Origin of the sequence: Paenibacillus sp. UASWS1643 (assembly GCF_008693195.1) — a bacterium.
Classification (GTDB): Bacteria; Bacillota; Bacilli; order Paenibacillales; family Paenibacillaceae; genus Paenibacillus; species Paenibacillus amylolyticus_B.
The window spans coordinates 414,680-428,009 of record NZ_VXKZ01000114.1 but is presented as its reverse complement, the minus strand read 5'-3'; the positions used below and the strand labels follow the sequence as shown (position 1 = coordinate 428,009).

Below are 13,330 nucleotides of genomic sequence, written 5' to 3'. Positions count from 1 at the left end.
GTGCAAATAGCCTGTGACCCCAAAAAGGGGTTGCAGGCTATTTTGTATACAAATGTATAGAGAAGTAAAGTTTCGCTGGCTTAAGCAGTGAAAATTTGGTGGAATTATGGATAAACCTAGGCTGTACATGGAACGATTTTCTTCTGTCAGCAATTTAAATCAGTTGTACTCTGGCTTAAAAAGTGTATAATTATTCGAAAAAGAGATGAATTTAAACGTCACTACTGTAAAGCTGTACTGCAAAACATTTCTTATCAGAGGTATTAAAAAGTTTAAATTGCGCTGATGTTAGGTCGGTGTTAAAATAATAGAACTATATCAAAAAAACGTCGCTCCATTTCAGTAGCCGTGCCAGCGGCTGCGTGTTGATTTATACAGGCTGTTTGCCGGATCGTCCGGATCAGCTCATCTCATTTAATGGCTTCTGCCCAATAGCAGGCATTATTTTTGACAGTCTCATGCTGTCACCTCTTCTATCTAGCAGGCTCTATCGCAAGCGAAAGGCCAGCTCCTCCCGTTTCATTGTTGCCTGTTGCCTATGTTCTTGATCTTTCCGAAATACTTCATTATAGAAAGGTTGCGTTCCATGAGACACATCGGATTACCTCCAAAACAGGGTCTGTATGACCCGCAGTTCGAAAAAGACGCATGCGGAATGGGTTTTGTTGCCAACATTAAAGGAGTACCTTCACACGATATCGTTAGTCAGGCACTGACCATGCTTAGTAACATGGAGCACCGTGGAGGACAGGGAAGTGAACCAAATTCCGGTGACGGAGCAGGTATCCTGATTCAGATCCCACATCGCTATTTTGCACAGGAAGCGGAACGTCTTGGTTTTGCATTGCCTGAACAGGGTTTCTATGGCGTAGGGATGTTGTTCATGTCCCAAGACCCTGCCATCCGTAGTGCACATGAAGAGAGCCTTAAGAAGATTATTGAAGAAGAAGGACAGACGTTCCTGGGTTTCCGGGATGTTCCTACTTTTGATGAAATGCTTGGCCGTTCTGCACTTGCAGCGAAACCTTATGTACGTCAGGTGTTCATTGGAAGATCAGCAGATGTGAAGGATGAGCTTGGATTCGAGCGTAAGCTGTATGTTATTCGCAGACGTGCTGAGCTGGCTATTCGTTATTCGGCAGATGAAGCAGAAGGCGGTTCATTCTACCTTCCAAGCTTGTCTTGTCGCAAAATTGTATATAAAGGCATGCTGACAACGGAACAGGTGGGAGAGTTCTATCTGGATCTGCAGCAAGACCTTGTTGAATCGGCTATTGCACTCGTGCATTCCCGTTTCAGTACGAACACCTTCCCGAGCTGGGAACGTGCCCACCCGTATCGCTTCATGATCCACAACGGTGAGATCAACACGATGCGTGGTAACGTGAACTGGATGCATGCTAGACAGTCCTTGTTCGAGAGCGAGTTGTTCGGTGACGACATCGCGAAAGTAAAACCGGTCATCAATCCAGACGGTTCGGATACAGCCATGTTTGATAACACACTGGAGTTTCTGTATCTGAGTGGACGTTCCCTGCCACACGTGGCCATGATGATGGTTCCTGAACCTTGGAGCACGGATGAGGGAATGGACCCTGCCAAAAAGGCATTTTATGAATATCACAGCACGATGATGGAGCCTTGGGATGGACCAGCAGCAATGGCCTTTACAGATGGGTTGCAAATTGGTGCAACACTTGACCGTAACGGTTTGCGTCCAGCTCGTTATTATGTAACCAAGGATGACCGTATTATCCTGTCCTCAGAAGTTGGGGTACTTGATATCGCACCGGAAGAGATCCTGTACAAAGATCGTCTGCGCCCAGGTCGGATGTTGCTTGTGGATACACAAGAAGGCCGCATCATCGCGGATGAGGAAGTAAAAGCAATCATTGCAGCCGAGAATCCGTATCAGGATTGGCTTGATGAGCATTTGATGGATCTGAGCGAGTTGCCGGAAGCACCGGAACTTCCTGATCCAAAACATGATAACGTGACCCAGCTTCAGCTGGCATATGGTTATACATTCGAAGAACTGCGTAAAATCCTGGAGCCCATGGCAACAACAGGTATGGAAGCTACGGGTTCGATGGGTTATGATGCACCGCTGGCTGTGTTGTCGGATCGTCCGCAGCGTCTGTACAACTACTTTAAACAGATGTTCGCCCAGGTAACCAATCCGCCAATCGATGCAATCCGTGAAGAGATTGTAACCTCTACGGCAACAACCATTGGACCTGAGCGCAACTTGTTGAATCCAGAACCGGAGAGCTGTCGCCAGATCCGTCTGGATACACCGGTATTGTCGAATGAAGACTTTGCGAAGATTCGCCATGTGCGTCGCCCAGGCTTCCGCTCCATGACGATTCCAATCTTCTTCACCGCTGCGGAAGGAGCAGAAGGACTTCGCAAAGCGATGGATTTGCTCTTCGAAGCTGCGGATCGTGTCATAGACAAAGGACATAACATTTTGATCCTGTCTGACCGCGGTGTGGACGCAGAGAATGCTGCCATTCCTGCATTGCTTGCTGTAGCAGGTCTGCATCACCATCTGATTCGCCAGGGAACCAGAACAAAAGTCAGCATTATGCTCGAATCGGCAGAACCGCGTGATATTCACCACTACGCGTTGCTGCTGGGTTACGGTGTAAGTGCGGTGAACCCTTATTTGGCCTTTGAAACGCTGGATGACATGATTCAGCAAGGGTTGCTGCGTGGTATCTCGCATGAGAAAGCAGTGAAAAACTACATTAAAGCAGCTACCAAAGGCGTTACTAAAGTGTTGTCCAAAATGGGGATTTCTACGATTCAATCGTATCGTGGAGCTCAAATCTTTGAAGCGGTAGGTCTGAAATCAGACTTCGTTGACCGTTACTTTACCTGGACACCTTCCCGTATCGGTGGAATTGGGTTGGAAGAAGTGGCAGCCGAAGCGTTGACACATCATAACCGTGCCTTTACGGAAAAAGACGGTAACGATAAAGTATTGGATTCCGGTGGGGATTATCAATGGCGTAACGACGGAGAAGAGCATCTGTTCAATCCGCAAACCATTCATACCCTGCAACATGCGGTACGCACTGGGGATTACAAGCTGTATAAAAAATATTCCAAACTTGTACAAGGTGAGAATGATCAACTGTTGACCATTCGCTCCATGCTGAAACTGAAACCAGTTGGAGATTCCATTCCACTCGAAGAAGTTGAATCCGTAGAAGATATCATGCGTCGTTTCAAAACAGGTGCAATGTCCTTCGGTTCGATCAGTAAAGAGGCGCATGAAGATCTTGCCATTGCTATGAACCGTGTTGGAGGTAAATCCAATACCGGTGAAGGTGGAGAAGATCCGGCTCGCTTCATTAAAGATAGCAACGGGGATTCCCGTCGCAGTGCGATTAAACAGGTAGCATCCGGACGTTTTGGTGTTACATCCAACTACTTGGTTAATGCCGATGAAATTCAGATCAAAATGGCTCAGGGAGCTAAACCAGGTGAAGGCGGACAACTGCCAGGACGTAAAGTGTATCCTTGGGTTGCTGAAGTCCGTGGTTCAACACCAGGTGTAGGTCTGATCTCACCTCCACCGCATCACGATATCTACTCGATCGAAGATCTGGCAGAGTTGATCTATGACTTGAAAAATGCCAATCCACGTGCTGAGATTAACGTGAAGCTTGTATCGGAAGTGGGCGTGGGTACCATCGCAGCTGGTGTAGCCAAAGGCCGTGCCGATATCATCCTCGTCAGCGGTTATGACGGTGGTACAGGTGCATCACCGCAAGGTTCGATTCGCCACGCAGGTATGCCTTGGGAACTAGGTCTTGCAGAGACACATCAAACGTTGATGCTGAACAATCTGCGTGACCGTGTTGTCCTCGAAACAGACGGTAAAATGCTTAACGGCCGTGACTTGGCTATTGCAGCTTTGCTTGGAGCAGAAGAGTATGGTTTCTCTACAGCACCGCTCGTTGCACTTGGCTGTATCATGATGCGTGTCTGTCAAATGGATACCTGTCCAGTTGGTGTAGCAACACAGAATCCGGAATTGCGTAAAAATTATATGGGTGATCCAGCTCATGTGGTTAACTTCATGCGATTTGTTGCTGAGGATGTGCGTGAGATCATGGCTGATCTTGGTTTCCGTACTATTCAGGAGATGGTCGGACGTACAGATTGCCTCGAAACGGTAGAAGCCGTAGATCACTGGAAGAAAAAAGGTGTGGATCTGTCTGTATTGCTGCACGTGCCTGAAATGCCGGAAGGCTCTGCACGTTACCGCACACAGCATCAGAATCACCAATTGGAAGAAACGCTGGATATGCAACAATTGCTGCCACTGGCACAGTCTGCTATTGAATCCGGTCAACCGGTTGAAGCGGTGCTTCCAATTACAAACGTTAACCGTGCAGTAGGTACCATTTTGGGTAGTGAGATCACACGCAAATATGGACTCGCAGGATTGCCTGAAGATACGGTTAAATTCAAATTTGTCGGCTCTGCCGGACAAAGCTTTGGGGCCTTTGTACCTAAAGGTATGACCTTGACCGTTGAAGGGGATTCCAATGACTACGTAGGTAAAGGACTGTCCGGAGGTAAATTGATCGTGATGCCTTCTCCGAAAGCAACGTTTGAGGCGGAAGATAACATTATTATCGGTAACACGGCTCTCTACGGAGCAACAAGCGGCGAAGCATATATCCGTGGTATTGCGGGTGAGCGATTTGCTGTACGTAACTCGGGCGCCAAAGTAGTCGTTGAAGGTGTAGGCGACCATGGTTGTGAGTATATGACAGGTGGACGTGTCGTTGTACTGGGCGATACAGGTCGTAACTTTGCAGCAGGGATGTCCGGAGGTATTGCTTATGTGTATGATCCGGAAGGCACATTCCTGAAACGCTGTAATCTGGAAATGGTTCTTTTGGAGCGTATCGAAGATGTGGCCGAAAGTGCAGATCTGCGAGGCATGATTCAACGTCATGTTGCCAATACAGGAAGTGCTGTCGGTCAGCGCGTTCTGGATAACTGGCAAGATGCGCTGAATCAGTTCGTTCGGGTTATTCCGAAGGACTTCAAACGTATGACAGAACAGATCGAACGAATTCAGGCAACAGGTTTGACTGGAGAAGCAGCGCTTCTTGCAGCGTTTGAAGCGAATATGCGTGAACTTGCACGTGCTGGAGGTTAATAACTTCCTTGTTCAAAGGTATAAGTGCATGAACAGGTTGTATTAAGAATAATAGGAGCAATATGGTTGCCATTCCGGCACCATATTGCTCCTATTTTGCTTTCGACAAAATTAGAACCCCTTCAAAAAACGTTATCGCCATGAGACGACAACATCGAGGAACTTTCTCAAGTATAATAAGGCTAGTTTTGGAGGGCAGGGAAAGTATAAAGATAAGAGAGGTTAGCGGAATGAATATGAAGCATCCAAACAGGGACGATCGTAGGCCGACAGGTAAACAAGTCGAAGCAACCCAGATGGACATCATGAAGGTTTTACTGCAATGCGGAATCGACCCGGAGCGTTGGAACCATTTCGTATCCTCCGTCAACAACAAGCGTCCTTGACACAATAGACAAGCATGGAATGAAAGGGAATTTAAGACACAAAAAAAGCCCAGAAGCCAGAGATGTTATCTCTCGGGAACTGGGTCCTCTTTTCGGGTCTAGTCCATACTGCGTTCCATTCGGACAAACGCAATAAAACGACGTGCCTCTTCTTCTGTTAAGGACTTCCCATCAATCATCAGATCGAAGCGTTCCAACACTTCCTTATCCGACAACTCCAAGGTATCAACGAATTCACGTACATCTTCATCCATCACGACATCGCTTTGCTTTGTACGTCCTATAAGATAATCAATAGACACCTCAAAGATGTCAGCAAGTCTCGTTAACACTTCGAAATCCGGTTTACGACGGTTCTTCTCGTAGTGGGAGAGAGCAGCTCTGGTAATATGAATGGAGCTCGCAAGTTCTTCTTGAGTAAGTCCCCGCTGTTCCCGTAATTCAGCAATGCGATTTCCGTAGCTCATAAGCTATTTCCCCCTGAACGACATCAAATATATATTGAAACAATCCTGAGCCAAGTGTTTGATCAGGGCAGCTTTCCTGCAAAAGAGTAACTCCTCATGTGTTTCCTTTAACCCATTTCCATTTGTAAATAGGTCTGTCTAAGGACATCTCAAATTGTCGTAAATCAAAAGAACCATGTCCAAATACCGCTTGACATGATACGTATTGTATCGTAAATTGGACGTATGGAGTTACAAAATGTATCATTTGGAATATTTTAAGTATCTCCTTGTTGCCTGGACCATATACCTGTGAGAAGGAAGTGGAGGCAGTCCATGTAGGCTAATCCATTCTAAAGGAATGAAACCATGTATTCAATAATTCAGGAATGGGCTGATATGAAATTAAATGTCCATATGTACATTCAGGAGTTTCAAGGGAAAATGGTAGACTGCAAAAGACGCCCTGTTCTGTTACTTGGAATGGACACTCAAGCAATCACCTTCCTGAGCGACCTGAACTTGCCGGTATCATCAGAAATGCTCATTGGTTTGGATGTTGAAGATCAACATGTATGTGTAAGACTTCACGCAAGGTTGCAATGGAAACAGCCCTTCGGAGAGCTCACAATGTATCATTCAAACTTGCATATTCAGCACGAACAGAAACTATATATAACTGGACAGTTAAACACAATGCTTACTGAAGTTCAGTTTCCCGCGGTTTCCCGTTTTCAGTATGAAAAGGCAACAGAACAAAAGGTTCTACAGGAACCCTATCATTACATTGATTTCACCATATAATTCCAAGTCGATTCTTAACATTTTCTGAACAAAACATGTACTTAACGCCATTTTACTATATTTCATAGCGTTATGCATTAGTTCTTTAACACCAAAAGCATTTGCGCAATGAATAAAGGGGCGAGGGGGCTCATACTATTTCAGGAAGTTTGGATATGGTTGAAATGCACTGCCACATATTATCCGGCCTGGATGATGGTCCTGTTCGAATGGAGCAGTCTGTTGCGATGGCTGAGAAGGCGGCAGCCTCAGGAATTACCTCCATTATTGCTACTCCGCATCACCTGAACGGGCAATACAACAATGAACCGATGGTGGTCAATCAGGCCGTGAACCTGCTTCATGCAGAACTTCGCAAACGTAACATTCGCCTGGAGATCCGTCCCGGACAGGAGATCAGGGTGCATGACAACCTGATTGGAGACTTATATGCAGGAAAGTGCTGCACACTCGCCGGAAGTCGTTACATGTTGCTGGAACTGCCCTTTGGTCATATTCCCTCACAGTTCCCCAGGATACTGCATGAATTACGAATAGCGGGAATTACCCCTATTATTGCTCATCCGGAACGTAATCGTGTCATTTTGAAGAAGCCAAGGTTGTTGGCTGATTACTTGAGTCAAGGCGGACTATGTCAGCTCACAGCTCAATCTTTCACTGGGCTTTTCGGACGGAAAGTTCGGCAGTGGTGTTTTCATTTTTGCAAAGAAAACGGGTTTCATTTCATTTCATCAGATGCACATGATACGTGCAAAAGGACATTTGCCATAAGTGAAGGGGAGCGGGCCATCGAGCGTCGATTTGGAGCTGAAGCCGTTAAGCGGCTGGCAGAGAATGCGTCGCACATTCTATCGAATTCGTGTCTGGTCACAGAACGCTGGAAACCTCGCAAATGGCTACTGTCCATCTGGTAGTTACATAGGATAGATCACAACGTATAGGAGGAATGAAAGTGGAACTGAAAGGATATTTTCGACTCTTACAAAAGAAACTGTGGTTGATTGTTGCAATTGCTTTGATAGCCGGTGTGGGTGCAGGGGTTAAAAGCATTTTCTTCACCCAGCCGATCTATGAGGCAAGTTCCAAACTGATCGTGAACCAGACCTCTAATGTTCAAGGCCAGGCGATGATGGATTTTAGCATGATTCAAACCAATATCAAACTCATTAACTCATACAGAGAAATTATTAAATCTTCAGCCATAATGGATAAAGTCGCTACTACGTATCCGGACCTAGGCTTAACCTCTGCACAGCTCATGAACAGCACCTCCGTCTCTACAGCCAGCGAATCCCAAGTGATGAGCATAACTGTACAAGGGACTACCTACGAAAAAGCCGCAAAAACGGTCAATGCCATCTCCAACGTATTCCAATCTCAAATCCCCCTAATCATGAAAATCGATAATGTGGCTATCCTCAGTGAAGCAAAAGTGGACAGTAACGCATCTCCAATCAATATGAAAACCACATTAAGCATCATTGTCAGTCTGTTCGCAGGTCTTGTGCTCGCGATTGCACTTGTATTCCTGATGGATTATCTGGATGACACATTCAAATCCGAAACTGAACTTGAAAAAGAGCTGGGCCTGCCTGTGCTTACGGTTATATCCAAAATGAAAAAAGATGATCTGAAAAATACGAAAAATTACGTATCTCAACAGAAAGTGGGGGATGGCAAATATGTCGCGGCTAACCAATGAAAATAACAGTCTGGTGACCTATTTTAACTCCAAATCTCAAATCTCGGAGGGATACCGTAAATTACGGACCAACATCCAGTTCTCCTCAATCGACAGTCATATCAAAAAAATCATGGTGGCTTCGGCCGAAGCCGGCGAAGGCAAGACCACAACCATTAGCAACCTGGCGGTAACCTATGCCCAGGAAGGCAAAAAAGTTCTGCTGATTGATGCGGATCTGCGTAATCCTTCCTTGCACCAGGTGTTTTCCGTACCCAATCATATCGGTCTGAGTAGTGTGCTGTCTAATCAGTACAGTGTGGAAGACGTACTTAGAGAGAGCTATATCGACAATCTCCAATTGTTCACTTCTGGTCCAATTCCGCCGAACCCTTCCGAGATGATCGGTTCCAACCGGATGAAAAGGCTGATTGAGAAGTTAGAGGATCAATATGATGTCATCATGTTTGATACACCGCCGGTGCTCGCGGTAACGGATGCACTCATTGTGAGTTCGCTGTGTGATGGCGTGCTGCTGGTCGTGAACTCGGGCAAGGTCAAGAAGGAACTGGTGAAGAAGACCAAGGCTGCTCTGGAGCATGTGAATGCACGAATCCTGGGCGCAATCCTGAACAATATCAAAAACGTTGCAGTTCCGGTGGGCTACGGAGAGAAGTAAACCTTCCATCCAATGCTCCCAAGTAAACAGGTAATGTCTACTGCACCTTTATCACTGTAGGCACTCGGTCATGCTGTGGGTTCAATGAACCTTAGACGTTAATCGTCGAAGGTATGACGTGAGGACGGGTTAGATGCCCTGGTTCAACTTTTATCAAACTAAAAAAAAAGAGGATAGGGTGGTATTTATGAAAAAAGTGAGAAAAGCAATCATTCCTGCAGCTGGACTAGGTACACGATTTTTGCCAGCCACAAAAGCGATGCCCAAAGAAATGCTCCCTATTGTGGACAAACCAACTATACAGTATATCGTTGAGGAAGCCATTGCCTCTGGAATCGAAGACATCATCATCGTAACTGGTAAAGGGAAACGGGCAATTGAAGATCATTTCGACAATGCTTTTGAATTGGAACATAACTTGCTGGAAAAAGGGAAGCTGGGCCTGCTTGAAGAGGTTCGCAAATCCTCTAATGTGGATATCCACTACATAAGACAAAAAGAGGCCAAAGGACTTGGTCATGCTGTCTGGTGTGCACGTAACTTTATCGGTGACGAACCTTTTGCCGTGTTGCTCGGAGATGACATCGTCGTATCGGAAGTTCCATGCACCAAACAATTGATTGATCAATATGATCAGGTTCAACATTCCATTGTTGGCGTACAAACCGTACTTGCTGAACAAACAGACAGATACGGCATTGTGGACCCGCTTCAATCGGATGGCCGTTTGACAGAGGTTCTCAGGTTCGTAGAGAAACCTGCCCAAGGCACAGCGCCTTCCAACCTGGCGATTATGGGGAGATACGTACTGAGTCCAGAGATTTTCGAACATCTAGAGCAACAAGAGATTGGTCAAGGGGGAGAGATTCAATTAACAGACGCGATTCAGCGCCTAAATGAGACACAAGGAGTGTATGCTTACGATTTCGAGGGAGTACGTTATGATGTGGGCGAGAAACTGGGATTCATTTTGACAACCATCGACTTCGCTCTGCAAAAACAGGAACTTAGAATTCCTATGCTGCAAGCTCTGCAACAAATTTTGGAAAAAGAGTCGGTAGAACATGCAGCCGGGGGGAGTTTGAATGAGTCCATCTCCCCAATCGAAGGAAGCGGAGATTGTTATGGACCCAAGTCTGGGGTACAATGCATCAACGATGTCAGGACAAAATGCGGATAAAGTGTATCTATTTATGAAAAGAATGCTCGATTTGCTGGGTTCTTTCATAGGTTTAATCATTTTGTGCCCCTTGTTTGCGGTCATCGGATTACTGATCAAAATCGAGGCCCCGCAGGGGTCTGTTTTTTTTCGTCAGGTACGGGTAGGACAGAATGGAAAAGAGTTTCACATGTACAAATTCAGGTCCATGGTTGCGAATGCAGAAGATCTGCTGGAACAGCTGATTGATCAGAATGAAGTGAACGGGAATATGTTCAAAATGAAAAATGATCCCCGCATTACCCGGATTGGCAAGTTCATTCGGAAAACCAGTCTGGATGAGTTGCCACAGTTGTGGAACGTGTTCAGAGGAGAGATGAGTCTCGTTGGACCCAGACCGGCTCTGCCCAGAGAAGTGAAGAACTACACTTCCTATGACAGACAACGTCTTCAGATGATCCCGGGATGTACGGGATTATGGCAAGTCAGCGGACGAAATAGTGTTGGTTTTGAAGAAATGGTAGAGCTGGATCTGACGTATGCCCGTGAGCGCAGCATGATGGTGGATATCAAAATTATCTTCAGAACGTTCAAGGTGCTGGTAGGTTCGAAGGATGCGTTTTGAAACACGATTCTGGCTTTGAGGTGGCATAGCAGATATGCAAAAGACCGGTATACTTGCTGCATTGAATATGAAGTCGTTTAATATCATTCTTTTTTCGCTGGTAATTGTCTTCGCAGCAATCTATCTTCCGCTAGTCTCGGTTGTTGCACTCATAGTTGTGATTCTGCTGGGCGTTTATATTAAACAGCCCAGCTGGATTTTTATGATTCTCATCGTAAGTTTTTCATTGTCCATTGACAAAATATTTAGCATTCATCTGGCAGGACTGGATTCGCTGTCCTTCTACAAGCTGGCGATTCTGGGTTTTGTCGTCTCTCTTTTTTTACGCTTTGGAATTCGCAAAGATCTGATATATCCTGCACTGGCGATTGGTTTTTTATTTGTGGAGAGTTATTTTCTATCTGATCTGCCCAGTAAGGTTAGTCCGCTCGATCCATTCAAGGCCTTTCTGGGAGTCATTGTTCCTTTTTTGTTGCTGATGCCCCATTTTTCAAGAGAAATCAGTCAACGAATTATACGTGTACTCGCATGGTTGCCGCTGTTCAGTCTGGCTGGTGGTTATATTCTGCAACTCGTCGGCATATTGTCCATTACTAACCTGGAGATGTCGGGTGTAACCCGGTTACAGGGAGCTAACATCGCCGCGCATCTGGCCATGTTGTGTTTTATCTCGATCTGTGTCTGTCTGATTCAGATCAAGCAAGGCCATCAGGTTGTTCTGTATTACATGCTTACCTTGACACATCTGGTCATTCTGGTCCAGACGGGAACAAGGGGGCCACTTATTGCGCTTATTCCGATTATTCTGGTCTATCTTTTTGATCAACTGAAAGCCTTCATCAAAGGCAGAGTCAGTGCCATTATTCCTCTCATTCTGTTCGTTGTCGCTGTGGCCTATATGGTGATTGCGCAGTGGGACAATTATGAGATGAGGTCAGAGAGCAAAGGGCTGTCGGGAAGGGATGTAGCCTGGAATTATTTTATTGGCAAAGCAAATGAGTATCCGATATTTGGACGTGGACTCGGCTCAACTCTTGTAGCAAATGATGGAAGTATTTTTTCTGGATTCGTTGTTCCTCATAATGAATACATTCGTTTTTATTACGATGGCGGGTTAGTTGGAGCCATCCTGTTGTTTCTATCGCTGCTGCTGGTGTTTCGGGCTGTTTACTTCCGATTGGGCGGCATGATCCGGTTGTATTTTGCCGGTATGATTATTGGTTTCCTGACCTATTCCTTTTTTGACAATACCCTGTCCACGGTTCATCTGATTGCTCCATTCTGTATCTTCCTGAACGCGTTATATGCTACCGGAAATGGAGTTCATTCCAAGTCAGGGGCTGAAGCAGAAGTGGATATACAGATACAGCGAGCCAAGGACGTATCCTTTTCAAAGGAGATTAGAACATGAAGGTCTGTTTGATCAGTTCTACAGGAGGTCATTTTGATGAATTAACCAAAATTATTCCTGCGGTTGAAGAACATGATTATTTCCTGATTACCGAGAAGAATAAAAGCAGAAAAGTAGATTCTGCACAGGGCAAAGTATACTTCTTAATGCAGCAAGAGCGTAAAAATGCGATGTTTTTACTAATCTTTGTGGCTAATATTATCAAGTCGTTCTTTCTATATCTGCGTGAGCGTCCAAAGGTGATCATTACAACAGGGGCCGGAGCTACCTACCCTTTTTGCCTTATCGGTAAAATCTTCGGTGCCAAGCTGATTTATATCGAAAGTTATGCCAAAATCTATTCCTCCAGCGCAACCGGGAGATTGATGTACAAAATCTCGGATGAGTTCTTCATCCAATGGGAAACGTTGCAGGATAGCTATCCCAATGCAAAATACAGGGGGGCTTTATTTTGATATTTGCTATCGTTGGAACCCAGCGGTTTCCCTTCAATCGGATGTTTGAGCTTATTGATGAGGCGATTGAGGCAGGAATTATTGAAGAAGAGGTTGTTGCTCAATCCGGATATACCGAGTATCAGCCACGAAATTTCACTGTGATTCCTTTCCTCACCCAGGAAGAGATGAATGAATATGTGGAACGCAGCAGATGCATTATTTCTCATGCGGGTGTTGGCTCCATTACAAATAGTCTTGAACGCGGCAAGCCCGTTATTGTCATTCCACGCCGGAAAGAATGGGGCGAGCATGTGGATGACCATCAGCTTGAAATCTCCAAGGTTTTTCAGGAAAACGGCTATGTGGCCGTCGCGGAGAGTCGGGCTGAATTGCAAAAGTTGGTTCCTTGCATAGAGAAGCTGACGTTCCAGCCCTATGTGAGAAAACAGTCTGATCTGATCTCATCCATTAAAAATTACGTGAATAGTCTGTAAGTGGTCTGAAGATTAACCATGAA

12 protein-coding genes are annotated in these 13,330 nt (G+C 45.5%); 11 read left to right on the top strand and 1 reads right to left on the bottom strand.

The features are described from left to right. Window positions 1-586: 586 nt before the first annotated feature. Together gltB and FE296_RS32990 are read left to right on the top strand one after the other, a co-directional pair. Window positions 587-5,185, top strand: coding sequence for a glutamate synthase large subunit (gltB, locus tag FE296_RS24255; RefSeq protein ID WP_150366613.1), 4,599 nt, complete (start codon window positions 587-589; stop codon window positions 5,183-5,185). Window positions 5,186-5,415: 230 nt separating this feature from the next. Further along, window positions 5,416-5,571: a hypothetical protein gene (locus FE296_RS32990; RefSeq protein WP_017690128.1), complete on the top strand. Its 156-nt coding sequence runs from the start codon at window positions 5,416-5,418 to the stop codon at window positions 5,569-5,571. Between the two features lie 98 nt (window positions 5,572-5,669). Here the strand turns inward: FE296_RS32990 and FE296_RS24250 are convergent, their stop codons facing one another. Then, entirely contained in the window at window positions 5,670-6,038 is a 369-nt protein-coding gene (locus FE296_RS24250) for a helix-turn-helix domain-containing protein (RefSeq protein WP_017690127.1), read from the bottom strand. 378 nt (window positions 6,039-6,416) lie between these two features. Here FE296_RS24250 and FE296_RS32985 point away from each other — a divergent pair, with 378 nt between their 5' ends. The 9 genes from FE296_RS32985 to pssE all read left to right on the top strand — a co-directional run bounded on the left by FE296_RS32985 (window position 6,417) and on the right by pssE (window position 13,307). After that, window positions 6,417-6,821 carry a hypothetical protein gene (locus FE296_RS32985; RefSeq protein WP_190945515.1) on the top strand — a complete coding sequence of 135 codons (405 nt, stop codon included), beginning with the start codon at window positions 6,417-6,419 and terminating at the stop codon, window positions 6,819-6,821. 155 nt (window positions 6,822-6,976) lie between these two features. After that, window positions 6,977-7,735: a tyrosine-protein phosphatase gene (locus FE296_RS24245; protein ID WP_105597655.1), complete on the top strand. Its 759-nt coding sequence runs from the start codon at window positions 6,977-6,979 to the stop codon at window positions 7,733-7,735. Window positions 7,736-7,773: 38 nt separating this feature from the next. After that, window positions 7,774-8,523 (top strand): YveK family protein, encoded by a 750-nt coding sequence (locus FE296_RS24240; RefSeq protein ID WP_036611336.1) that lies wholly within the window; start codon window positions 7,774-7,776, stop codon window positions 8,521-8,523. Further along, window positions 8,504-9,181, top strand: coding sequence for a CpsD/CapB family tyrosine-protein kinase (locus FE296_RS24235; RefSeq protein ID WP_091015443.1), 678 nt, complete (start codon window positions 8,504-8,506; stop codon window positions 9,179-9,181). The genes FE296_RS24240 and FE296_RS24235 overlap by 20 nt, the downstream gene beginning before the upstream one ends. Window positions 9,182-9,368: 187 nt before the next feature. Beyond that, window positions 9,369-10,361 carry a UTP--glucose-1-phosphate uridylyltransferase GalU gene (gene galU / locus FE296_RS24230; RefSeq protein WP_317889426.1) on the top strand — a complete coding sequence of 331 codons (993 nt, stop codon included), beginning with the start codon at window positions 9,369-9,371 and terminating at the stop codon, window positions 10,359-10,361. Beyond that, complete coding sequence (locus tag FE296_RS24225) at window positions 10,267-10,965, top strand: sugar transferase (protein ID WP_036611331.1); 699 nt, start codon at window positions 10,267-10,269, stop codon at window positions 10,963-10,965. Before galU ends, FE296_RS24225 begins: the two co-directional genes overlap by 95 nt. Window positions 10,966-10,999: 34 nt before the next feature. Beyond that, the gene (locus tag FE296_RS24220; protein ID WP_150366612.1) at window positions 11,000-12,376 is read left to right on the top strand and encodes an O-antigen ligase family protein; all 1,377 of its coding nucleotides are present in this window, start codon (window positions 11,000-11,002) and stop codon (window positions 12,374-12,376) included. Next, a complete protein-coding gene (gene pssD / locus FE296_RS24215) occupies window positions 12,373-12,831 on the top strand; it encodes a PssD/Cps14F family polysaccharide biosynthesis glycosyltransferase (RefSeq protein ID WP_036611329.1) in 459 nt (152 codons plus the stop codon). The genes FE296_RS24220 and pssD overlap by 4 nt, the downstream gene beginning before the upstream one ends. Beyond that, complete coding sequence (pssE, locus tag FE296_RS24210) at window positions 12,828-13,307, top strand: PssE/Cps14G family polysaccharide biosynthesis glycosyltransferase (protein ID WP_150366611.1); 480 nt, start codon at window positions 12,828-12,830, stop codon at window positions 13,305-13,307. Before pssD ends, pssE begins: the two co-directional genes overlap by 4 nt. Window positions 13,308-13,330 lie beyond the last annotated feature (23 nt).

Bases quoted from the DNA above. Each gene is read 5' to 3' on its own strand.
- FE296_RS24245 (WP_105597655.1), top strand. From the start codon at position 6,977: ATGGTTGAAATGCACTGCCACATATTATCCGGCCTGGATGATGGTCCT.
- FE296_RS24250 (WP_017690127.1), bottom strand. From the start codon at position 6,038: ATGAGCTACGGAAATCGCATTGCTGAATTACGGGAACAGCGGGGACTT.
- gltB (WP_150366613.1), top strand. From the start codon at position 587: ATGAGACACATCGGATTACCTCCAAAACAGGGTCTGTATGACCCGCAG.
- FE296_RS24225 (WP_036611331.1), top strand. From the start codon at position 10,267: ATGAGTCCATCTCCCCAATCGAAGGAAGCGGAGATTGTTATGGACCCA.
- pssD (WP_036611329.1), top strand. From the start codon at position 12,373: ATGAAGGTCTGTTTGATCAGTTCTACAGGAGGTCATTTTGATGAATTA.
- FE296_RS24220 (WP_150366612.1), top strand. From the start codon at position 11,000: ATGCAAAAGACCGGTATACTTGCTGCATTGAATATGAAGTCGTTTAAT.
- FE296_RS24235 (WP_091015443.1), top strand. From the start codon at position 8,504: ATGTCGCGGCTAACCAATGAAAATAACAGTCTGGTGACCTATTTTAAC.
- galU (WP_317889426.1), top strand. From the start codon at position 9,369: ATGAAAAAAGTGAGAAAAGCAATCATTCCTGCAGCTGGACTAGGTACA.
- FE296_RS32990 (WP_017690128.1), top strand. From the start codon at position 5,416: ATGAATATGAAGCATCCAAACAGGGACGATCGTAGGCCGACAGGTAAA.
- FE296_RS32985 (WP_190945515.1), top strand. From the start codon at position 6,417: ATGAAATTAAATGTCCATATGTACATTCAGGAGTTTCAAGGGAAAATG.